Origin of the sequence: Scandinavium sp. NPDC088450 (genome assembly GCF_044900545.1) — a bacterium.
GTDB lineage: Bacteria > Pseudomonadota > Gammaproteobacteria > Enterobacterales > Enterobacteriaceae > Scandinavium.
In genome coordinates this window covers 27,606-52,146 of record NZ_JBJDNI010000018.1, presented here as the reverse complement: position 1 = coordinate 52,146, position 24,541 = coordinate 27,606, and the positions used below count along the sequence as shown (strand labels likewise).

10 protein-coding genes, 1 other RNA gene and 2 pseudogenes are annotated in these 24,541 nt (G+C 52.3%); 3 read left to right on the top strand and 10 right to left on the bottom strand.

Annotated elements, in window-relative coordinates:
- Positions 1–226 precede the first annotated feature (226 nt).
- A complete protein-coding gene (locus ACI2I2_RS16035; protein WP_404658778.1) occupies positions 227–481 on the bottom strand; it encodes a helix-turn-helix domain-containing protein in 255 nt (84 codons plus the stop codon).
- A 108-nt stretch (positions 482–589) separates the two neighbouring features.
- Here ACI2I2_RS16035 and ACI2I2_RS16030 point away from each other — a divergent pair, with 108 nt between their 5' ends.
- The 3 genes from ACI2I2_RS16030 (at position 590) to ACI2I2_RS16020 (ending at position 4,660) form a co-directional block, all read left to right on the top strand.
- On the top strand, positions 590–808 hold the full coding sequence (locus tag ACI2I2_RS16030; protein WP_404658777.1) for a helix-turn-helix domain-containing protein: 219 nt from the start codon (positions 590–592) through the stop codon (positions 806–808).
- A gap of 326 nt (positions 809–1,134) precedes the next feature.
- The gene (locus tag ACI2I2_RS16025; protein ID WP_404658776.1) at positions 1,135–2,076 is read left to right on the top strand and encodes a DUF1837 domain-containing protein; all 942 of its coding nucleotides are present in this window, start codon (positions 1,135–1,137) and stop codon (positions 2,074–2,076) included.
- A 1-nt stretch (position 2,077) separates the two neighbouring features.
- Complete coding sequence (locus tag ACI2I2_RS16020) at positions 2,078–4,660, top strand: DEAD/DEAH box helicase (RefSeq protein ID WP_404658775.1); 2,583 nt, start codon at positions 2,078–2,080, stop codon at positions 4,658–4,660.
- Between the two features lie 273 nt (positions 4,661–4,933).
- Here ACI2I2_RS16020 and ACI2I2_RS16015 read toward each other — a convergent pair whose 3' ends face one another.
- From ACI2I2_RS16015 to ACI2I2_RS15975, 9 genes and pseudogenes are all read right to left on the bottom strand, one after another.
- Entirely contained in the window at positions 4,934–5,215 is a 282-nt protein-coding gene (locus ACI2I2_RS16015) for a hypothetical protein (RefSeq protein ID WP_404658831.1), read from the bottom strand.
- Positions 5,216–5,233: 18 nt separating this feature from the next.
- Positions 5,234–5,497 (bottom strand): annotated as a pseudogene (locus ACI2I2_RS16010) (tyrosine-type recombinase/integrase); the annotation flags it as partial.
- 45 nt (positions 5,498–5,542) lie between these two features.
- Entirely contained in the window at positions 5,543–6,748 is a 1,206-nt protein-coding gene (locus ACI2I2_RS16005; RefSeq protein WP_404658774.1) for a hypothetical protein, read from the bottom strand.
- A 10-nt stretch (positions 6,749–6,758) separates the two neighbouring features.
- Positions 6,759–6,970: pseudogene (locus tag ACI2I2_RS16000) on the bottom strand (tyrosine-type recombinase/integrase); the annotation flags it as partial.
- A 341-nt stretch (positions 6,971–7,311) separates the two neighbouring features.
- Positions 7,312–7,675: a transfer-messenger RNA gene (ssrA, locus tag ACI2I2_RS15995) on the bottom strand.
- A 69-nt stretch (positions 7,676–7,744) separates the two neighbouring features.
- Positions 7,745–8,908: an HlyD family type I secretion periplasmic adaptor subunit gene (locus tag ACI2I2_RS15990; RefSeq protein ID WP_404658829.1), complete on the bottom strand. Its 1,164-nt coding sequence runs from the start codon at positions 8,906–8,908 to the stop codon at positions 7,745–7,747.
- A gap of 7 nt (positions 8,909–8,915) precedes the next feature.
- A complete protein-coding gene (locus ACI2I2_RS15985) occupies positions 8,916–11,102 on the bottom strand; it encodes a type I secretion system permease/ATPase (protein WP_404658773.1) in 2,187 nt (728 codons plus the stop codon).
- Positions 11,099–12,508 carry a TolC family outer membrane protein gene (locus tag ACI2I2_RS15980; RefSeq protein WP_404658772.1) on the bottom strand — a complete coding sequence of 470 codons (1,410 nt, stop codon included), beginning with the start codon at positions 12,506–12,508 and terminating at the stop codon, positions 11,099–11,101. Before ACI2I2_RS15980 ends, ACI2I2_RS15985 begins: the two co-directional genes overlap by 4 nt.
- A gap of 75 nt (positions 12,509–12,583) precedes the next feature.
- Entirely contained in the window at positions 12,584–24,106 is an 11,523-nt protein-coding gene (locus tag ACI2I2_RS15975; protein WP_404658771.1) for a BapA/Bap/LapF family large adhesin, read from the bottom strand.
- Positions 24,107–24,541: the final 435 nt, after the last annotated feature.

Sequence of the window (24,541 nt, the reverse complement as noted above, 5' to 3'; positions counted from 1 at the left end):
GGAATCCGTACATGAGGGGCAATGTGTAGAGAAAAAAGCTAACGAGCAGGGCGCAACGGCCTGGTGATAATGGCTAAGGAAAGTGGGAGCAGCTTTCCCGGAAGTGGGGCAACGGAATGAGGTGGAACCAGTGTGAATCAGCGTGCATAAACAACTCCAGAGTGGGTGTTGTGGGAATGCGTCTGTCACTCACAGCGCGGGGTAAACAGCCCCGGAGTCACGGTATTCAGGAAGCAGGGTGAAGCAGTTCTCTCGGTAAACGGGTGTCGTGGCTGCCGCTATATCTATCAGGCCAGATAACCGCCGGATGCACATTAAGTGCGTTGGCAATCAACCACTCACCTTTCGGCCACGGGCGATTCAACGCATTCGCCAGCGTCGACGACGCCAGCCCCGCTTCGCGCGAAACCCTCGCCAGACTTGTGCCTCGCTTGCGTAGCCCGGCTATGATGTCGGCTGGGTGCCAGTTTTGGTTGGTCATTTCAGTTACTCCCTCTGTAGCCTATGAGTCACTTAATGGATGCTATCATCTTTGTTATGTGACTCATAGTCCGTGGTCCGATAAGCGACAAGAAGAGATGCTGAGCGGATGAAAAATCCATCTGGCATTCAAGTGCGCTTTGGTGCACATATCAAAAAACTCAGGCTTGAATCAGGCCTGTCTCAAGAAGCATTTGCAGATAAATGCGGCCTCGATCGCACCTACGTCAGCGGGATTGAGCGCGGAGTCCGAAATCCTACGATCGAGGTGGTTAGCGTTTTGGCTCGGGGGCTTGGGTTAGAGGTTCGGGAGTTGTTTGAGTTTTAGACTGTATTTTTTCTATTTAAGAATTCAAATGGCCATGACCCAAAATCCAGCGCCTATCATCCATGGGCTTTGAGGAAAAATTGGCAGTGCATGAAAACATATGCGTCAACTGAAGTGGGGTGGAGGCCGGGTTGAACACGAGAAAGGGAGAGCTTGTGAGTTAGCGCGATTCTACGTTTCCATTTAGTTAATTTAAATTAAGATGGGCGGGCTTTGTGCATTTAATGTGGTTGGCGTAGCATGGCAAGGCAAAAATGTTGCAACTACTTGAAATACGTATATATTGCGATTTATAGTTTAATTTTTATACGTGCGAGAACTAACTCATGGATGCACTGCATATCGCCCTTGATAAGCTTATAAGAGATGATGGTCAAACCTTAAATAGCTATTTTCGTGAGGTTAAAGTTAACTCATTGATTGAAAACACGAAGGCTACTTGTCATTTTCATTGTTTAAATTTGGATGGGAATGGGCGTCCTAGAGTTGATGCTCTCATAGAGTTTCTCAAAAGCAAAGTTGTTGATTATGCAATTCCACGAAAAAAAATAAATGAAGCTGTTGAGTATTTTAATCAAACAAAGTCAACATCAAAAATAGCAAAGCTTGCATCAGAAGCTCAGAGGCTTTTTACTAGACTAGCCAATAGTGGAGAGGGGGGCGAGTTTATTCTTTTTTTGTTTGCAGAGCAATTTTTAAAATTCCCTCAAATTATATGCAAAATGAGTTTAAAAACCAGTAGTCAGATGCATTACCATGGGGCCGACGGTATCCACATTGGTGTCGATAAGGACAATAAGAGATTGTGTTTATATTGGGGAGAGTCAAAACTTTATTCAAGTTTGTCAAAAGGAGTTGCGGAATGTATGGACAGTATAGCCCCGTTACTTCAAAGTACCATGGGAGCATACGGCGCAGAAACCCGCGATATGCAATTGCTTGAATCGCATCTTAACGTCGATGACCCAGACTTAGAGATTGCATTAAAAAGCTTCTTGGATCCAGATAACCCCGATTTTAATAAACTAGAATATAGAGGAATATGTTTAGTTGGTTTTGATCTTAAGGATTATCCTCAGGGTCCTAGTCAGATCAATATAAACGAATTGGTCGCTTTAATTAATGCCAAAATAGAGAGATGGTCAGCTAATGTTCAAGGGGGCATTTTAAAGAAAAAACTAGATCATTTTTCAATGCATGTTTTTATTTTGCCATTCCCATCAGTCAAGTCATTTAGAGCTAATTTGGTTAAAGCATTGGAGAGCTGATATGTCATTGAAAAATTTATCTGACTGGCTGATCAACAATGAAGGTTTTTTAAAAAAATATCAATCCTTGGTTTCAAAATCTATTAGAGATCAGTTTCCTGCTGTTGAGTCTGAGGTCATTACCAATATTAAGACAGAAGATGTTGGGTATCTTTTGACATGTGCAAGTTCTTTAGCGTTTTCAAATGATGAAAAATGCCAAGATGCAGCGCTTCGGATTGCACAGTATTGTCTTTTGAACGAAAAAAGTTCAGCGAGAAAAGATAGCGCTGCATTGATCTTAGATTCACTTTCAAATAATGCCGCTATAAAACTAGCAGAAAATCGAGGTTATATTTCTCCTGAGTTCGAAAATAGAATTCCATTTAAAGCTCAGCTAGAATTAACAAAACGAAAAATACAGTACACTATTGAAATAGATGCTGATAAAGATATATACGCAAATAGGTTTCAATCGGATTTTTGGGATGCAGTGCAGGAAAATTCATGGATTAGTGTTTCTGCTCCAACATCTGTGGGCAAATCATTTATTTTAGAGTCCTGGGTTGAGCGGTTTGTAAAATTTAATTCAAGCTGTTTGGTTATTTATGTCGTTCCAACAAGGGCTTTGATCTCAGAAGTACATTCTGAGTTACAAAAAAGGCTGGATCCGGATTTAACAAATGCTATAAATATTCAAACGCTACCTTTAAATAACGTATATAAACCTGGGAAGCCAAACGTCTTCATCTTCACGCAAGAACGTTTGAACTTGTTTTACAATCACTTTGCCGATATTCCTGTAGTAGATGTATTAGTAGTGGATGAAGCACACAAAATAGGTGATGGAGGGAGAGGGATCATACTGCAACACGTTATCGAAATGACCTGTATCAAAAATTCTGAAACAAAGGTTATTTTCGCAAGTCCATTCACATTGAATCCTGAAATACTTCTTACCGATGCACCTATCTCGAAAAAGAAGAAAACTATAAAAAGCAACTATGTTACTGTAAATCAAAACCTAATTTGGGTTGAACAAAAGCCGAGGAAAACAAAAGAATGGGCTATGTATTACTTGTCAAACAATGACAAGGTAGAGCTTGGGAATTTTGTTTTGAAAAACACACCATCACCAGAAAGCAAGAGGTTACCTTTTATAGCATTATGTTTAGGCGAAAGCACATCAGGTAATGTGGTTTATGTAAATGGTGCGGCAGAGGCAGAGTCAACTTCAAAGCTTTTGGCTGCAAGTATATCTAACGAAACAGATGATTCAGAGATTCTAGATCTTATTGAGTTAAGTGAAAAGGTTATACATAAGAATTTTGCTCTTAACAGAACGCTAAAGAAGCGAGTCGCATTTCATTATGGTAATATGCCATTGATAATTAAGGGGGAAATTGAAAGGCTATTCAGCAAAGGCAAGATTGATTATTTAGTTTGCACTTCAACGCTGGTTGAAGGAGTCAATATGGCGTGTAAGAACATATTCATTAGAGGGCCTAAAAAAGGCAATCTTAAGCCAATGAGAGAAGAGGATTTTTGGAATCTGGCAGGTAGGGCTGGAAGATGGGGAAAGGAATTCCAAGGAAACGTTATTTGTGTTGATACTGATAGTGAAAGACTGTGGCATGGAGAACCGCCAAAATCTAAGAAAAATATTATTATTACACGAGCCACAGATGCAATTTCAACTGATTCAGATGAGTTAATATCATATATATACTCTGAGAATCATTATGGAATGTCTGAGCGAAATTCTAAACTACAGAGCTTGTTTAGCTATTTGTGTTCTTCATTTTATTTCTACAATGGCTTGGATAATAATCCTTACATGGAAAAGTATAAAATAAATAATATGGATGAAATAAATGAAGTTATTTTTGACGTTTTTGACTCATTAACGTTCCCTCATGATATTGTTGTTAGACACCCAGGTATTAGTCCACTGTTAATGCAGAACCTATGGGAGCGTTTTTCAAAAGATAAAACAAAGCCCGTAGAAAGGTTATTGCTCTCTGAACCTGGAAGTAATGATGCCTTAGACTCATATGTGGCCGCATTCTCTAGAATAAGTGATACTTTAAGTAAGAAGTTAGGCTATAATTCAAAAGGTGCATTTGTACAAGCATTGCTTGTTTCTAAATGGATGCGGGGTTATCCTTTGGCTCGCTTGATTTCAGATAGAATCTCCTATAATAAAAAGAGAAATATTGAGTTCAAAGAGGCGACTCTAATTAGAGGAGTTATGAAAGATGTTGAAGAGATTGCTAGGTACCATGCGCCAAGACTTTTGGGGTGCTATAACGACTTACTGAAGAGTTTCTATATCTCTATTGAAAGGTTAGATCTTGTTAAAGATGTTGAAGATATCGGTGTGTTTTTAGAGTTAGGGGTTAGTTTAAAAACACAGATTTCATTAATTGGTCTTGGATTTTCGCGAACGGCAGCAGTTATGCTATCTGAGCTAATTCCTGATGATAGCCTAGATGAAATGGATTGTATTAACTGGATTAAAGACAATAAAATTGATACAGATGAATTGCCACAGTTAGTTCAAAATGAAATCGATACAATATTTCGTGGTATGTGGATTAAATAGCAATTTGATAATATTCTTTGCTGAAAAGAGAAGTTAAACATAAGCACTAAATTTCTTAGTTGGAGCTGAGGTGCGACTTCTCTCTTATATTCGTTCAGAACGCTATTCCAGCATAGGCTTTGCTAACATTGCCATGACTTTGTGCACAGGCCCTTAGAATCGTTAGTGCATGCATTATCAGTACTTCGCTACGCTCAGCTTGAAACAATTCGTTATTGAATTTTCCCCCATGGAATAGATTGTTTCTTACTCTACGAATCAAAATAAATGTTTTTATGGCTGTGCTGTCTTCTTGAGGTAGTGAATCATCCCATGAAAGAATTCCATCATTAATAATTTTTTAGGTGGTGAATCCATATAATAATTAATTGCATCTATAAGATCAGGGTTGTCCGGCTTATAAAAAACCTTTTCAACTTGCTTTGCATACTTATCCCAATTTGCTTTTGCATCTTTTGTGTTATGATAAAGGCCAATTGCTTTTAGACAATATTCATAGCGCGCAAATTCTCTGAAAAATTCATAGCATAATTTATCTAGTGATGACATTTCCATTTTATATGACCTCTCGGATTTATTATTAATTTGGCTTCCCCACAAATCCATGAGAATAACTCTTTTCTCAAGATAAATGGCCCGGTTATCTGCTCGTCTAACTTCATTTTATTTGAATGAGATAACGCAGGCTCTATGACATCTGCGTTAAAGCCGGCCTCATTCATCGCGGTACTCGCGATTGAGCGCAACCCGTGTGCAACCGGCTTCCCTCCATAACCAATACGGCTTAAGAGCCGCGTTAGTAGTCTGACTATTCATCGTTTGCTTTGGATCATTTCTTACAGATTTTTAATGCTCAGCCGCCAAAAAAAACCGCCACTGCGTTTATGGTTTAATATGATCATATATCTGTATTTCATCCATGCATGTTTCAAGTTTGTAAAAATCAGTCAAAGGATAAATGGATAAAATTTCATCGTCAATGCTACCGGTTAATGCACGATCTTTTCTTCTTCGGAGCCTTTTACTGAGATATTCTCTATTCGAATGCACCTCTGATTCTGGTATGTAATCGACTGTTTTAAGAACCTGCCAGGATACAGGTAATGTGAATTTAAAAATCTTAGCTAAATTTGGACAAAATTCATTATTAACCATCTCCTCATAACGTACTTTTGGGGGAAGCACAACGTTTATGCCTCTGGCACCAAGAGCATTAGCTGGCAATTTTGTTGAGCGGTAAGCAATCCCAATTACATCCTCATCACTGTTTCGACTTATCCATTGCATTAGAAGATTTGGGATTATATACTCTTGAACAAAAGACGCATTGTCATATTTTTTTAAATAATTGCATGCGATGATTAATGGCCAAAGCGCTAAATATGATAATTTAGTGTTGAAGTCATATTTGTTTTTTCTTTTTGACTCTAATATAGATCTCTTCTTGTATAAAAAATCAGGTCCCAAATTAAGTACCATTGAGTAATCATCTTCGGAAACCTTGTAAGCAGATATATATAGCTTGTCAAAATCAGGTTTATCCATTTCTCTCCAGCATATGTAAAGAGATGTTCCTAGATACAAGCAAGGTAGACCAGCAACCGAAAATCTTTGCGCTCTAACTAAATGGCGTTGGTTGAATGGGATATGAAACATATCTTTTCTTGTGGAAAGCGGTTTGTCTGACTTCCTAACGCGAAACAATGGTTCTTCATCATTGCATAAATCAGAAAGAGGGATACATATATTTTCAATATGTCTAGATATAGTTCGAGGTTCAAGCATACTTTCAAATGAGTCATATGCCGATTTAATGTCACCTGATAAGAAACATTCTAAGCACGTTATAATTTCTTTTTGGATTATACCTACCGCTCTTAATCTATTACGTAAACGTGAACTTAATCTATTGTTATTTCCGTTGATGTAATCGACTAAGCAATCTCTAAATTTATTGCATTTAAGAGTAAAATCATCAATTAATGTGAGGTTTTTGTCAATTTCAATTGGCGGTCTAATACTGGATTTTCTTCTGATTGTATCAAAAAGGTCATTAAGTTCTTCGTCAAGTTCTTGCTGTGTAATCATTTTTTAATCACTATAAATTAAATAAAGGATTTTTAGGAACCATATATTCAAGATGTTCTGGTGCAAAGTGAGCATAAACCATAGTCATTTGATAGCCGAGTGACCTAATATATCTCTAAGGACCAGTATGTTTCCGCCGTTCATTATAAAGTGACTGGCGGATGTATGCCGAAGTACGTGGGTACATTGGCCTTCCGATAGTTCTTTGCCGGCTCGCTTTACTGGGCACGGCAGGTTGTTTCTGATCATCTTTATTCAGTCACCTTTATGCTGTGGGAACTCGTTGCAGGATCATTCGAAGATCCTTGTCGAGTACTCGGATAACGCGGTAATGGACTTCTTTACCAAGGCTGTTGTTTTGACAGGATTTTACGGCAGAAATGTTATGAGAGAAAAGCAAGAACTGCAATTTTGTAATGAAAACTTAGAATTGTATATCGTTCTTAGTTGGCTTAACTCCGCAAAAGTGAGTAAACCACAGACACAAAAAAGCCCGCAGGGCGTTTGCCGTGCGGGCTTTCAGGACTTCGTCTCAGGCTCTGGTGACCATCAACCAAGAATTTTGGTGGAGCTGGCGGGAGTTGAACCCGCGTCCGAAATTCCTACATCCTCGGTACTACATGCTTAGTCAGTCTTTACATTCGCCTGGCACCTGCGGATTGACACGCCACTACCAGACTAGCCTGATTAGTTTTAACACTTCAGCCCCAGGCAGGACATCCATGCGATCTCTTTTGGGTTTGACCTCTCTTTGATCCCCGTCTTAAGAGCGGAAGCTAGGGAGAGAGGGCTCAGAGCAGGTTATTAAGCTGCTAAAGCGTAGTTTTCGTCGTTTGCGACTATTTTTTTGCGGCTTTTTACGAGGCAAACCGCCCCTCGGCATGCACCTTGGGTTTCGCGAATCCCGTCGAATCCAGAATCAGCCCCAATGTGTCCGGCCAGTATAACAGACCTGTCACCCTGAATACCACCGCTAACAGGCCCGGAAACGCTCACTTAACGCTCACGTAGCGCTTCTTTTGCGCGATTGAACGGTTTGATCAGGTAATCCATGATGGTTTTTTCGCCGGTTTTAATGTCGACGCTGGCGACCATCCCCGGGGAAATCGAGAATTTATGCCCCTTTTTGTTGACCAGATAGTCCTGATGGGTGCGGATAAACACCCGATAGTAAACGATTTCTGGCTTCACTTTGTCCTGGATGGTGTCCGGCGAGATGGTTTCCACTTCGCCTTCCAGGCCGCCATAAATGGCATAATCGTAAGCGGTGATTTTCACCAGCGCGCGCTGGCCTGGGTGGATAAACGCGATGTCTCGCGGTGAAAGACGTGCCTCAATCAGCAGGTGATCGTCCAGCGGCACAATCTCCATTAAATCCCCGTTCGGCGGGATAACGCCGCCGATGGTGGTGACCTGAATGTTTTTGACGATGCCGCGCATCGGCGAGCGCACGGTCAGGCGGTTCACCGAGTCTTCGCGCCCTTTAAGTATGGAAGAGAGCATGTCGACTTCGGCATTAGCCTTGGACAGTTCCTCACGCGCCTGCACGTAATATTGCGAGCGTAAATCGGTGATTTTCAGCCCCAGGTCGCTCTTTTCCCTTTGCAGCCGCAGCACTTCTACGTGGCTTGCCGCACCGCTTTTTTCCAGCCTTTGGGTGATGGCGAGTTCTTTGTTCACCGAGTCGATGGCGTCCTGAATTTCGCGTTGGGAATCGGTTAACTGCGCGCGACGGGTTTTGTAGAGCCGGGTCTCAGAAGCCAGCAATTCCGGCCACGCTTTCAGGGAGTCCGGGAATTTGAGCGGCAGGTCGTTCACCTCGGCGTACAGACGCGCGCTTGAAGCGAGTGACGCACGGTACTTCGCGGCGCTTTCGCCCACGTTAGATTCAGAACGCGTGGGGTCAAGTCTGGCAACCACTTCCCCGGCCTGAACTTTGTCGCCTTCATGCACCATCAGTTCAGTGAGCACGCCGCCGTCGAGTGACTGCAACACCTGTTCGCGGGAACTTGGCACCACTTTCCCTGTGCCGGTAGAGACTTCATCCAGCGAGCCGAAATACGCCCATACGCCCAGCAGTAAAAAGAGCAGGGCGGAAAGGCCGATGATTTTGCTGGCCCCGGAAAACTCGTGTTCCCGGCGGATATCCAGGTCATCCATCGCAATATCATGCTGATTGGTTTTCATTGTTCCACCCCCGCCCGCTGGTCGTTGTCGGTGCGCGATTGCCGTTCATCGCCTGTGCTTTCGGGGCATCCATCACCAGCTGGCCATCCTTCAGCACCACGATGCGTTCCACCAGTTCCAGCACGGGCACGCGGTGCGTGGCGACAACCAGCGTGCGGTTGCCAAGCCAGTTGCCAAGCCGCTGAATAAATTCACGTTCGGTGTGTTCATCCAGCGAGGCGCTTGGTTCATCCAGCAGCACGATATTGGGTGAGCGCAGCAGCATGCGCGACAGCAAAATAGCCTGGCGTTGCCCGCCTGATAAGCCGTTGCCGCCTTCCATAATCGGGTGGTCGAGCCCTTTTGGCAGGCGTTTTACAAAGCTGTCGGCTCCACAGATTTCCAGCACTTCGAAGATGGCTTCGTCGGTGGCGTGCGGTGCGCCAAGGGTCAGGTTTTCACGCAGGGTGCCGAAGAACAGCCGCGCGTTTTGGCTGAGGAAACCGATATTGCGGCGCAGGTCTGCCATGTCGATTTGCGGCATGCTGAGGTTATCGAGCCGTAAGTCGCCGTTCACCATGTCCACGCCACCCGCCAGGGCTTGCAGCATGGTGGATTTCCCGGCGCCGTTTCGGCCTAGCAGCGCGACGCGTTCGCCGGGCAGAATTTCAAGGCGTGAGATGCGCAGCGGCACACGCTGATCTTCCGGGTGATAGCGGAAGTGGGCGTTCTCAAACACGTAATGCCCGTGAAAGATTTCCTGATGCACCAGCGTTTCGTCGCGCTGGGTTTCAGTCGGCAACTGCATGATGCTGTCGAGCCCCATTTTTGCCGCTTTCACCTGCTGCCAGCGTGCCAGCACGCCACACAAACCGGCCATCGGGGCAATCATTCGTGAGCCGAGCATCGACGCGGCGACCACGGAACCGGTGGTTAAATCCCCTTCGATAACCAGCGGCGCACCAAACAAAATCACCGCCGCATATACCAGGCTTTGCACCGACATGCCCCAGCCAATCAGGCCTTGCGTCAGTTTTCGGGTGCGCAAACCTGATTCACCGGTGATGCGGATATAGCTGTTCCACTGTTGCAGGAAACGGTTTTCGGCCTGCATCAGCTTGATGTCTTCCAGCCCTTGCACGCTCTCAACCAACACTGCGTTACGCAATGTGGATTCGTGTGCGGCCTGGTTCGCAAGAATGGCGAGTTTTTTCTGCAACAGCAGGCCTGGCAGCACCATCATCACTGCGGCAACAGGTGCGATCCACGCCAGCTGCGGGGCGATGATCGCCATGACGATGATAAACAGGAAGAAGAAGGGCAGATCGACCACCGTCGACAGCGTGGACGAGGTGATCATTTCACGGATTTGCTCCAGCTCGCGCAACTGAGAAATAAAGCTGCCAGTGGAGCGGGGTACCGCGCTGTTACGCAGGCGCAGCGCGTGACTGAAAACGCGATCCGAGATGCGCATATCCGCACGTTTACCCAGAACGTCCATGATATGGGTACGCGCCTCACGCAGCACAAAGCCGAAGATCACCGAGATCAGCACACCTGTCGCCAGCACATACAGCGTCGGATAAGACTGCGCGGGGATCACCCGGTCGTAAACCTGCATCGAAAAGACGATCCCTGCCAGCGAAAGAACGTTGACCAGGAACGCGGCGATCATCACCGGGATGTACGGTTTGACGTCCTGAAGCACCAGATCCTTCATCCAGTCCGGGCTGAAGCGTGAGATATAGCTGTCGACGCGGCTGTCTTTTAGCGCTGAAAGGGGGCGCAAGGCGGCAACGTATTTCACCGATGAGAGCAGTTCGCTGGCCGCCACCCGGTTGCTTTCCCCGTCGCCATCGATCAGGAACACATCCACCGAATCGTCGCCGTTGAAATGCTCGATGACCGCCAGTTGCCCGTCTTCAAGTTCAGCCACGACCGGCAGCCGCCACTGGCTAAAAGCGTGCTCGGTAATGGTCAATTGATGAAACGACAGCCCGGCCTGACGGCTGAGCTGTGTTAACGCCGGGGTGTGTGTTTTACCTTTAAACCACGGGGCGTTGGCCTGAATACTGCCCGGCGAACACACCACGCGATAGTGAGCGGCAACATGCCCAATGGCCAGCGCCCAGTTGCTGAGGGCGTGGTCGCTAATCAATTCTTCAACAGGAGGAGCGGCACGGGTCATGGCTGGATCTCCACGGACTGGATGCTGCGATTATTTAAGCCAAAAGCCTGGCGCAAGGTGCCGGTGTTATACAGGCAGTCGAGCTGGAGCTGATGGAGTTGGCTTTGTGTCGAAAGTTCTGAGAAGCGCGCCTGATACACTTCCTGTTCGGCGTTAAGGACATCCAGTAACGGGCGTGAGCCCAGGTCGAGATACTGCTGCTGATAAAGTTCGCGGGTGCGTTCGCTGAGCTGTTGCTGGCGGCGCAAAATCTGCAATGAACTGGCAAGGTTCATCGACTGGCTGCGAGCTTCCAGCAACTTCTGGCGAACATCCAGCCTTGTGCGCTGAATGGTGGATTGGGCCGATTCCACCGCGTGACTTGCGGCATCGCGTTTGGCGGTTAAGCCGCCGCCCTGATAAATCGGCATTTCCACTTTCACCCAGGTGGAGTACTGGGTTTTATCCAGCACTTCATGGCTGGGATAATTGTTGTTGAGGTAGTGCTGAACGGAGGGTTCCAGCGAGATAGTCGGCGTCATTTGCGCATTGGCATATTCAAGATTCGCCTGCGCTGCATTGGCCTGCGCCCAGGCTGCCAGCACAGACGGCACCAGACGATCGTCCGGTTTCGCCATCATGCAGCTTTGCTCCAGTTTGGCCGGGAACTCCGTGCTGACGCCGTTAAGCGAATTCCAGCCGAGCAGGGTCATCAGAGTCGCCTGCGCACTGTCCAGACTGGCCTGATACTGCACCAATTGTGAACGAGCCGATTCGATACGCGCATCGGTTTGCACCACATCAGATAACGAAGTGGCCCCTTCATCGTTGCGTTGCTGAGTCAGTTTGCCGATGCCGTTCAGAGCATTTAACTGATCTGTTGCGGCATCCACCATCTGCTGCCAGGACTGCACCTGAACCATCGCCACGGCGGTGTCGCGGGCGACGGTATCGATGCTGACCAGCACGTTGGCCTGTTCCTGTGCCGCGCCTGCGGTTTCTGCTTTCACCTGGCTTGCGACTTTGCCGAAGTCGTAGAGCATTTGGGAAACAGACAACACCAGCGACGGGCTGTACCCGCTGTTGGTGTAGGTGTTGCTGTAGCCGTTGTTCATGCCCGCGGTGACCTGCGGATAGTATTTCGATTTGGCGACGTTAATCTGCTCGTTTTGCGTGAGCAGTTTCCCGACAGCCTCACGGATAGCCGGATGCCAGTTGACGGCGCGGCTGACCGCATTGTTGAGCGTCAGCATACCCGGCGCTGCGCTGCTTAAGGGAAGCTCGGCGGCTGAACCATCCAGCGAGGGTAAACCCTGCTGGCTTGCCAGTCCTTCAGAACTGATGAGCTGTGGCTCATCTTCGGCATACACCTGGACAGAACAGAGGTGGAATGCCAGCAATACTGCGACAGGCGCTCTTCTTCCCATATTGTATCCCTTTCAAAAATCACGACAGGTTGCTGCTTTATGCCCCGGACGGAGTCCGCCCGGGGCTGTTATGGCCTAGCCGGTAATAATGTGATTCTGCTGAACAAGTTCATCGAACGTGGTGTGCACGTTGTTAAGGGTGATAAGCGTGGTTGAGTTGTAGGTTGAACCCGTCCCGTCGCGGTCTATCGCGATGACGGTGTCCGTACCGTTGGTGGTGACTTTGACGAAGTTCCCCAGCGTCGAGGCCTGATGATCCCAACCGGTCAACAGTTCGCGCAGGTCAATTTTGTCGCCCTGAGCGAGGCTGAAGTTGGTCCAGTTGTCGCTGTTGTTGCCGCCCGTGGCATCCGCAGTGTTGAGCATGTGGTAAATCAGCGTGTCGCCATAAGCCGAGCCGTTGATGACATCATGCTGGTTAGTGCTCGCAATCTGCGGATTCATGTTAATGGTCAGCGTGGCCGTGTCGGTGTGGCCGTTCTGATCATTGAGCGTGTAGGTGAAAGTCTCCTTGCTGGTCATCGAGGCGACGGTGACACCGGCTTTCAGGGCGTAGGTGTACGAGCCGTCGAGGTTCATGGTCAGCGTGCCGTAATGGCCCTGAATCGTCATGCTGCTGGTGCTGCCTGTTGGATTCAGCGTGCCGCTGCTGCCACCGAAGCCATTCACGGTCAGGGTGGTGTGAACGGTGGAGAGCTGATCCAGCGCACCTGCCGCATCGGTACCGTCAAAGATATTGCCGTGAACGTTGGCAGTGTTGCTGTCGAACGTGTCGAGGTGATACGTCGTGCCGCTGATTGACGGCGTGATGGTGACGGTTCCCAGCGACAACGCGCCGATGCTGCCGTTGACTGTCAGGGTGTAAGTGCCTGCCACCAGCTCTTTCCCTGTCAGGGCGACGTCAATGCTGTTCCCCAACAAGGCGGAACCACTGAAGTTACCGTTGGCGACAGTGTTGCCGTTCAGGGTCAGCGTCCAGCCAACAGACAGACCACCCAGCGCCAGACCCGAGGCCACGTCAAAGTGCAGCGTTGCGCCTTTCAGTACGCTGTTCGGGTCAACCACAAACGTGCCGCTGCCGCTACCGGAAGTGCCGCTGAGCAGAGCCGTATTCCATTTCGCTTGCCCCACGTTAGTGGAAGGCAGCGCGACGGTATCCTGCACCGTGGTGAAGGCCATGACGGCGCTGTTGTCATCCACCGCGTTGAGCACTTGCGGCGTTGGGGTGATGTTCAGCGAGGCGCTGTCCGTGTCGCCGTTTGCCGCTTTCACGGTGTAGACGAAGCTGTCTGGCGTACTGATGCTGTCGGCCCCGACACCGCTTTTCAGGGTGTAGGTGTAATTGCCTTTGGCATCAATGGTCAGCGTGCCGTACAGCCCATTGATAGTGGTGGTTCCGGTGGCTGATACTGCCACGCCATTCACGTCGGTAATGTGCGCATCCGCAGGCACCACATCGTTGGTCAACACGTTGCCGGTGGTGCTGGCGGTAATGCTGTCGACCGCATAGGTGTGGTCTTGCAGAATGTTCAGCGTGTAGCCCGTCAGCGCGGTTACCCCACTGGCGGTGTTGAGCAGGAACAGGTATTCCCCGCCCGGCAACGTCAGGGTCAACTGGCTGGACTGGCCGCCTATCAGCGGGGCGTTCAGCCAGCCTTTCTGCACTTTGTACTGCTCATACTGCTGAGTCAGGTCGTTAAAGCGGTAAATGTAGAGGTCAAAGGTGGAAGCCAGCGCCACCCCGCCGACTGACGATTGCAGCGTCATGGTGCGGGTGCTGCCATCCTCGACGTCGAATTTAATCGGGTTAGTCATGTTGGCAAGCACATCAAGACTCAGCACACTGCCCAGCCCGACGCCGACCACCGTGAAGCCCGATTGCGACGACGCGCCGTTATTGATGGACGTGACATCAGTATCAAACACCAGCGAAGCACTGTTGTCTGCGGCAACGACGCTGCTGGCTGGTGGGGTTGGGCCCAGCGTCACCACCAACTGTGCGGAATCGCTGATACCGCCCTGGGTGATGGTGTAGGTGAAGCTGTCTTTGTGGCCGAGTACGGCGGCTGAAGTGTTGGTCAGGGTGTAGGTGTAGCTGCCGTTCTGGTTGATATGCAGCGTGCCGTACAGCCCGACAATATCTGCGCCGCCCGCCCCAACCGTGACCGAATCGCCGTTCGCGTTGGTGACTTTGGTGAGCAGGGTGCCGGTTGGTGCGTTGTCCTGACCGCCGCCCGCATCCTGATCGGTTATCACGTTACCAATGTGCGATGTGGTCCCGCTGACGGTACCTGCACTGGTTTTCTGTACGTCGACATCCAGACTGGTGTAAGACCCGGTCGCCAGCAGGCTGGTGTTGTAGGTCAGGACGCGATAGTCGCCGCCCGTCAGCCCGGTCAGGCTGATCCGTACGCCGCTGCCAGTCAGTGTCAGCAGGTTGGCAAAATCGCCCACCCCGGTATTGATAAAGGTCTGCCACGATCCGCTCGCGGTGTCGTATTTCTGAATGACGATCTCCTGAGTGGAGAGCAGCGACAGCACGATCCCTGTCGCCGCCGCGTCGATCGTCACATCACCGGACCCGCCGTTGGCAATACTGAACTGTACCTGAGCCGTGTCGTTACCCAACACCGAGGCCACGTTCCCCAGCGCACCAACCAGCAGCAAGCCGTAATCCGTCAGGTGCTCGGTGGTGGTGGTGGCGTCAGAGGTCAGCGCCAGATTGGTGATGTTGTCGTTCGCGGAAAGCGGCAAATTAGGCGAAAGGACCGAGTTTGGCCCGGAGGTGTTCCCGGCGACATCCGTGGCCGTTGCGGAAATCGACAGACCGTCGATTTGGCGCACCGGCAGCGTCAGGCTCCAGCTGCCGTTACTGCCTGCGGTGGTGGTCAGTGTGCCCCCGCCGTTTGGCAGCGTAATGGTGATGGTGCTGTTCGCTTCCGCCGTGCCGCTGAGCACGCTACCGTCTGCACTGATAGCAATTCCCGGTGCCGCTGGTGCAGTGGTGTCAACAATCACGCTGAACGGGGCGGATGGACTACCTGCACCGTTGGCGTTGCTGGCGGTTGCTGTGAACGCATGAGCGCCTTCGGTGACGTTCGCCGGTGGGGTGAATGTCCAGGCTCCGCTGCCATTCGCCGTGGTGGTGCCTACCGCGACGCCGTTGTTGTAGATAGTCACAGTCGAGTTTGCCTGCGCGGTACCGCTCAGGGTTGGCATGGCATCGTTGGTCAGCTGTCCGCTGGTCAACTGGCCGACTGCGCCACCCGCCACATCATCCACTACGCTGGTGATGGTGGGGGCATCCGGTACTCGGGTGTCTGGCGCGGTAAAGCCGACGGAAACGCCCACGTTGCCCGCTCTGTCCTGAGCAAAGGCCAGCAGCGCTTGCCCGGTGGTTTGCGCCGGGGAAATCGTCACCGTAAATGCGCCAGTACCATCAGCGGTCGCTGTGCCAAGCACGGTGCCTGTGGCGCTGGTGATGGTGACGGTGCTGTTGGCTTCCGCCGAACCGGTGACTCGCGTCCCCGTTCCGTTCATGGTCAGGCCTGAAGGCGCGCCCGGAGCCACGGTGTCCACGATGATCCCGGCAGCCGTAGACGTTGCACTGAGGTTGCCCGCTGCGTCAGTAGACGTCACGGTCCAGGTGTGAACACCTTGCGACAGCGCGGTTGTTGGCGTCCATGTCCATGCGCCTGATGCGTTGGCTGTGACGGTGGTGACGAGCGTTGCGCCATCATAAATTCTGACGGTGCTGTTGGCTTCCGCCGTGCCGTTAAGCGTTGGCAGTGAGTCGTTGGTGAACTGCCCGTTGCCCACGTTACCGACGATGTTCGGCACGTCATCCACGATGTTGGTAATGACTGGCGTCACCGGAGCCGTAGCATCCACCACAATGGTGAAGCCGGTGGTTGGCTGGCTGATATTCCCGCCAGCATCCGTTGCGGTCACGGTCAGCGTGTGTGAACCATCTGCCAGCGCTGTACCCGGCGTAAATGTCCAGGTGCCTCCGGTCGCAACAGTGGTACCAAGCAGGGTTGAACCGTCATAAATGCTGACGGTGCTGCCTGCTTCTGCTGTGCCGGTCAGGGTTGGCAGATTGTCGTTGGTGAGCTGTCCGTTAGTCAGTGCGCCCAGCGCGCCGCCCGCCACATCGTCAGTGACCGATGTCAGCGTTGGCGCAACAGGAATGGCGGTATCCACCGTGAACCCGAACGGCTGCGACGATGTACTGATGTTGCCCGCCGCGTCGGTGGCTTTCGCGGTCAGCGAATGAGGGCCATCGCCGAGTGTGGACGTGGTGACCGTCCAGTTGCCTGAAGCATTCGCCGTGGTGGTGCCGACCAGGACGTTATTGGTGTCGTAAATCCTGACCGTCGCCCCCGCTTCTGCGGTGCCGCTCAGTGTCGGCGTGTTGTCGTTAGTGGTGCCGTTAATCAGGACAGGACCGACGACAGGAGCAACATCATCCGTGAGCGAGGTGATGACAGGCGCCAGAGGAGCCAGTGAGTCGACCACGAAACTAAAGCTGCCAGACGCGGCGCTCAGGTTGCCTGCCGCATCGGCCGCTGTGGCGGTGATGACGTGGTTACCTTGCGCCATATCGGCAGTTGGGGTGTAACTCCACGCCCCGGTTCCATCGGCAGTGACGGTTGCGAGCGGGTTGCCGTTGTCATACAGCTTGATGGTGGCATTGGGTTCGCTGGTGCCGCTGATCGCCGGACGGGTGTCGTCGGTCACGCTGCCGTTGCTGAGATTCCCCGTCGACGGGCCTTGATCGTCAAACACCGTGGTAATCGCCGGAGCATTTGGCGCACTGGTATCCACGGTAAACGTACGAACATCCGAGGCGACGCCCGTGTTGCCAGCGGTATCTGTTGCCGTCGCGGTGATATTCCATGTGCCCGGTGTGAGCGCAGTGCTCGGGGTGAAGGTCCAGCTCCCCAGCGCGTTCACGGTGGTTGTGCCCAGTACGGTTGATCCGTTATAGAGGGTGATCGTCGAACCGATTTCCCCTGTCCCGCTGATCGTTGGGTGCGTTTCGTTGGTGGAGCCGCCGTTCGGCACAACGCCAATCACTGGCGCAGTGTTATCTCCCACTGCGGTGATGATCGGTGCGCCAGGTGCTGAGGCATCGACGTTAACCGTGAAGCCGCTGGTGCTGGCACTGACGTTGCCTGCCGGGTCGGTTTGATTCACCGTCAGCACGTGTGGGCCATCGGTCAGCGGGGTAGTGAGCCTGACAAGCCATGTGCCGGTCGGATCAACGACTCCGGTGCCGACAGGGTTGCCGTCGGAGAATATCGTGATGGTCGCACCGGCTTCACCGCGCCCGCTCAGGGTTGGCTCAGTGTCGTTGGTCATCTGGCCGCTGACCAGTGGCCCAACAATGCCGGGCTGATTGTCAGCGACAACCAGTAACGTCGGCGTGGCCGGTGCTACGGTGTCAATGACAATCGGGAAGGCGCTGGAAGGCACGCTGGTGTTGCCTGCGGCATCCATCGCGGTGACCGTCAGACTGTGATTACCGTTAGACAGTGTGGTGCCGATCGGGAAGGTGAACGTCCAGTTGCCAGAGCCGTCAGCGACAGTGGTGCCCAACAGCGTGGTGCCATCGTAAACACTGACGGTGCTTCCCGCTTCGGCGCTGCCTTTCAGCAGTGGCTGGGTGTCATTGGTTGCCTGACCTGCTGTGAGGACTATCGGCTGTGAACCATTGTCATTCGCCACGTAGGTGATGGCTGGCACGCCAGGTGCCACGGCGTCAATGTTCAGCGTGAAGCTATTGGAGACGCCGTTGGTATTGCCTGCGGCATCGGTGGCTGTCGCGGTAAAGACATGCGAGATACTGTCCAGATCGCTCGACGGGGTGAAGCTCCAGGTGCCGCCAGCCGTGGCGGTTGCGGTGCCAATTTTGATCCCATTATCGAAGATAGTCACCGTCGAGCCCGGTTCGCTGATCCCGTTCAGCGTTGGCCGCGCGTCGTTGGTCAGCGTTCCGCTGCCAATGGTACCGACGTTGCCTGGGACATCATCCGTAGCGGTGAGGATCGTTGGCGCTACTGGCGCACTGAGATCGACGTTAATGGTGAACGGCGCGGAGGGGCTGCCTTCTTCTGGTCCTTTGCTGGCTGTTGCTGTGAAGGTATAACTTCCTTCGCCTAACGCCAGCCCGGCAGGAACGGTAAACGTCCAGTTGCCACTGCCGTCAACAAGGGCATTGCCGATTTCGGTGGTGCCGCCATTAACGTAAATATGCACTGTTGACCCTGCTTCCGCTGTGCCGTTTAGCGTTGGAGTGGTGTCATCGGTGCTGCCATTCGCGGCGATATGCCCCTGAATGCTGCCGATGTCATCATCAACAGTGACGATAACCGGGGCGTTGGGTAGATCGCCTTCGTTAAAGGCGCTGAAGGTGGTACCGGGGCTTTGGTTGCCAGCCTGATCCTGGGCAATCGCCACCAGGTTTTCACCTGCAACCTGAGGAGTGGTGAGGGTAATGGTGTAATCACCTGTCGGTGAGGCGAGCCCGGTGCCTATCACATTGCCCTCTGCGTCTTTGATAAAGACGGTGGCATTGGCTTCGGCGGTGCCCGTGACTGTCACCCCGTCGAGAGGTGGGTTCACTGTTGGCGCATCCGGTGGCGTGATATCCACCGTGAAGGTCACTGGAGTGTCCGGCGTGGTTTCGTTGCCTGCCGCATCTTTGGCGGTAAACGTCAGGCTATGGCTGCCTTCCGTCAGCGCGCTGGTGGTGTAGGACCACGTGCCGCCTGTTACCAGAGCGGTGCCAATTTGCGAACCGTGGTCATAGATAATGACCGTCGTGCCATCTTCCCCGGTACCGGTGATCAGCAGCGTCTGGTCATCAGTGAATGTGTTGTTGACGACCGGGCCGGTGACCGGGCCTTTGTCATCGAGGATTTCAGTCACCGTCGGTGGCAGGATGGTGGTTTCAACGTCGATGGTGAACGTTGGCGAGGTGCTGCCCACGTTACCCGCTTTGTCAGTCGCGACTGCCGTAAAGTTATAGGTGCCATCAGCCAGCGGGGTGGTGATCGCCAGACTCCAGTTGCCGCCTCCGTCTGCAACAGCGGTGCCGACCAGCGTTAACCCGTTGTAGATAGCAACGGTGCTACCAGCTTCCGCCGTACCGTGCAGCACAGGCAGGTTGTCATCAGTCGCGCCGTTGTTCAGCACGTTGCTCTGCTCGGCTCCTACGTCATCAGCGGCATAGCTGATAAGTGGTGCGTCGGGAGCTGTGGTGTCGACAGTAAAGACGGCTGCTGGCGACGGCTGGCTGACGTTGCCCGCCAGATCGGTTTCCGTGGTGGTGATGGAGTAGGTGGTTCCGTTGGTCAGCGGTGAGGACGGGGTGAACGTCCAGGTGCCGCTTTGGTTGACGACAGTGGAGCCGAGATAAGTCACCCCGTTGTAGAGCGTGATAGTGCTGCCGACTTCGCCGGTGCCGCTAAAGGTTGGCGTAGTGTCGTTGGTGAAGCCGTTGTTGGCTACATAACCGACCACCGGTGCTTCGTTATCCGCCACCAGAGGGGCGACCGGGGTGGTAGGGGCGACAAGATCGATGGTGATGGAGAAGACACCCGACGGTGGGCTGACGTTACCCGCGGCATCTGTCGCGGTAGCGGTGATCACGTTCAGACCGGGGATTAACGGGGTATCAAGCGGGTAGCTCCAGTTGCCCTGGTCGTCAGCCTGGACCGTGGCGATAGGGTTACCGTTGTTATACAACGTGACGGTGGCATTGGCTTCACTGGTGCCATTCAGCACCGGTTCGGTCTGGTTGGTGATACTGCCGTTCGCCAGAGGGACTGGGTCGGTTTCAAGAATGATGGTGGCAGAGATGACCTGAGGCGCATCGGGCGCGGTGGCATCTACGTTCAGGGTGAACGTCGCATCAGGACTGACGTTCCCTGCGGCGTCGGTCGCATTGGCCGTCAGAACGTGAGGGCCATCGCCGAAACCGACCGGCAGGGTGAAAGTCCAGTTGCCACTGGCGTCCACTGTCGCCTGACCGAGTTCCTTGCCGTTATCGTAAATCGTGACGGTTGAGCCGATCTCTGTGGTGCCGGTCAGGCCCGGTTTGGTGTCATTGGTGAGATCGCCAGAATCCAGCACGATCCCCCCGGTGTCGGTGACGACCATCACCGGTGCGCCCGGCGGGGTGGTGTCCAGCGTGAATGTCCAGGCTGCTGAATCTGCCGAGGTATTGCCGACGTTATCGCTGGCATTGACGGTCAGCGAATGGTTCGGCCCGGTCAGCGGGGTCGTGAAGGTGTAACTCCAGGTGCCGGACGGGCTGACGGTAATGTCCGCCACAGGACTGCCGTTATCCATCAGATGGACGGTGGATCCTGGCTGGCCGGTACCGCTAACGGTTGGGGTACTGTCGTTCGTTAACCCGCCATTAGCGACCGCACCAATCAGAGCTGGCGCATCGTCATTGACCAGGGTTATCGCGGGCACCTGCGGCGCGACGGTATCGACCACGATTGTCCACGGCGCTGAGGCTGTGCTGGCGTTACCGGCGGCATCGGTTGAGATCACTGTAAACTGATGGCTGCCTTCGGACAGCGGGGGAGAAGGGGTGAAAGTCCAGTTACCCGAGGCGTCCATCGTTGCGGTGCCCAGCGGGGTGCCGTTATCCAGCACCGTCACCGTCGAGCCGATCTCAGCTGTACCAGAGAGCGTCGGTGTTGCGTCGTTGGTGGTTTTTCCATCGAGCACTGAGCCGAGGATCTCCGGGGCATCATCGACCACATCGAGAATCACAGGCTGATCGGGCGCGGTGATGTCCGGTGCATCTGCGTATCCTGGCGCACTCACGTTGCCTGCCAGATCGGTAGCCGTCGCAGACAGATGTTCGCCGTTGTCCTGGGCAGGGGCAAGAGTAATGGTGAACTGGCCGTCGGTGCTGCTGGCCTTGCCGGTGCCAATCACATGGCCTTCAGGATCTTTAACGGTGACGGTGCTGCCCGGTTCAGCATGGCCGGTCAATTGCGTACCGGTGCCATTCACCAGCAGATGATCCGGTGCATCAGGCGCTGTTTTGTCCGGTGCGACAACGCTGGAAGGCTGGCTGACGTTGTGGGCGGCGTCGGCGGCTGTCGCCAACAAACCCTGACCGTTTAACTGCGGTGTGTCGAGCGGCACGATAAAGTTGCCGCTTGGGTTGGTCTGCGCGGTACCCAAAACATGGTCGCTGCTGTCGGTAATGGTGACGATGCTGCCCGGCTCCGCCTGACCAATTACGTTCATGCCATCGGCGGTCACCTGAAGACCGGTAGGTGCAGCAGGAGGCGTGGTATCAGGGGCAACGATAGTGTCGGGGATGCCGACGTTAGCGGCGCGGTCAGTGACGCTGACTATCAGGGTTTCGCCGTTGGTTTTTGGCGAGCTCAGGGTGATGGAGAAGTTGCCGTTCTGGTCCGCTGTGCCAGTGCCCAGTTGGGTGCCCTGGGCATCTTTAACCACAACGGTACTGCCCACTTCGGTATGGCCGGTTACGGTTTGGCCCTGATTGGCGACCGCAACATGGTCGAGCACAGGAATCTGGATGTCGACATTAATCGTGACAGAAGCCGAAGGCGCACTGGTTCCTGTGCCGTTGTTGGCCGTGGCGGTAAAGATATGATCGCCATCCGCCAACGCTGGAATAGGGGTAAAGCTCCAGTTGCCGCTAGCATCAGCCTGAACGACAGGGGCTAGAATAACGCCTTTGTCGCTGACGGTGATAAACGCGTTAGGCTCTGCGGTGCCGCTCAGCGTTGGCGTATTGTCATTGGTGAAGCCGCCAGCAGAGACATTTCCCTGGACGGGATCGACGTTGTCATTGATGGTGACAATCACGGGTTGGCTTGGGAAGCCGGAGTTGGACGCGTCAAAGTCTGTCGGCTGCCCTACGTTACCTGCGGCATCCTGAATGCGTGCTTCCAGCGGTTCGCCGTGCGTTTTCGCCGGGTTCAGGGTGATGGTAAATTGCCCGTCGTTGCCCACCAGTGCAGTGCCAAGCAGGACATTATTGCCGTCATAGATAGTCACCGTACTGCCTGCTTCTGCGGTCCCGGTGACGGTGGCACCATTTTCAGAGACCGTGGAGATATGCGCAGGATTGGGCGGCGTGGTGTCAACGGTAAAGGTTGGGGCCGTCGTTACCTGGCTGACGTTCCCCGCTTTGTCCGTCTGAGTAATGGTGATGGTGTGCGAGGTTTCGCTCAGCGGTTGTGAAGGCGTGAACGTCCAGTTGCCGTTGGCATCGACAGTTGTCGTGCCGAGCACGGTCTGACCGTCACGCACGGTGATGGTATCGCCCACTTCCCCTTTCCCGCTGAAGACTGGCTTGGCGTCATCGGTGACCGATCCGTTTTGCAAATTGCCGACAATCGACCCGACATCATCATTGACCCCGGTGAGCTGTGGCGCATCCGGCGCGACGGTATCGACCGTTAAGTTAAAGTGTGTGGATTCAATGCTGTGGCCTTTAATGTTAAAGGCAATGGCCGTGAAAGAGTGGGCGCCTTCACTGAGCGGCGAAGTAATCGAGAAGCTCCATGTGCCATTGCTGCCGACCACTGCGGAACCCAGCAAGTGACCATCGGAGAATATATGAACGGTGCTGCCTACCGTCCCGGTGCCTTTCAGAATTGGGGTGTTGTCGTTGGTATACTGGTTATTGCTGAGCGGCGCTGAAGTGTGATCGTCCACGGCGGAAGTGATCACCGGGGTTTCCGGCAATGCCACGTTCGGTGCCGTCACGGAGGCAGAAGGGCCGGTATTTCCGGCTTTGTCAGTGGCATCAACCGTCAGTTTTTCGCCGTCGAGCTGTGAGGGCGTAACGCCAATGCTGAAGTGGCCGCTGCTGTCAGCCGTGCCTTTGCCAATGACGGTGCCGTTCGGATCTTTTACCTCAACGGTGCTACCAGGTTCAGCGTTACCGGTGACTGTTTTGCCGTCAGCAGAAACGGCCAGGTTGGTTGGCGCATTAGGTGGCGTGGTGTCGCCGTTACCATTTCCGTTGCCATTGTTACCGTTTCCGTTCCCGTTATTACCGTTTCCATTTCCATTGTTGCCGTTGCCGTTGCCGTTGCCATTTCCATTGTTGCCATTCCCGCTGCCGTTATCGCCGCCGCTGGATTTGTTATCCGATCCGCCGCCACCACCGCCACCACCACCGGCAGCGATGCCAATCCCTGCTGCTACCGCGACACCGCCCAGAACCCAGGGCCAGATGGCTCCGCCTTCAGAATGGCCGTCGGCAATCATGAAGCCGTCGAGGTTATCTATTTGCTGGAAATGCAGGCCCTCGCCGGGATTTTCTACCCACCACAGTGCGCCATGGCTGTCTTCCAGCACCAGATGATTCGCGCCTTGTGAATTTTCAACGTAGAAGTTTTTGAGGGTGATGGTTTCGCCCGAATTGAGCTTGATAACCATGTCCTGCCCGGTTCGTGTTATCGAGGCGATATCTGAGCGCTCAAGCTGTAACTTCACAACGGAAGGTGAGGTGAGGGTAACTTCAGATGCTTCAACATTGCTGGTGACGCCAGTCAATTCAGAAATAATGGAAACAGGACGCATGGTTATCACTCCATTCAAAGAAAGTGGTGTTATCGTTTTTGCGAGCAAGGCTGTGCATCGCCGATAAACGTATTCGCAGTTAATGCCTTAAATGGGATAGCCCTTATCGTAAATTTTAAGCGAGCGAGTCCGTTGCCCGTGAAAGCAGAAAATAAAAAGGGTTGCTGTGTTTAAGCTGGATAATTTACCTTAAGATAAAAACCCCTATTTTTTATCGGTTTAATTTCGTAACGTGCTATTCATGATATAGACAGGAACAAAAGAATGCGCAAATTAAGCAAGGGTTAACTTCGGTTTAGCAAAAGTGAATTTTTAGTCCCTGAGGGTTGTGGTCATCTGACCTGTCTGTTGGCGTCAGGGTGGTTAAACCTGAGAGAGTTTGAGTTTAATTGCTTGAAATATAGAGTTTATGACTGCCACAACCAAAATCGAAAC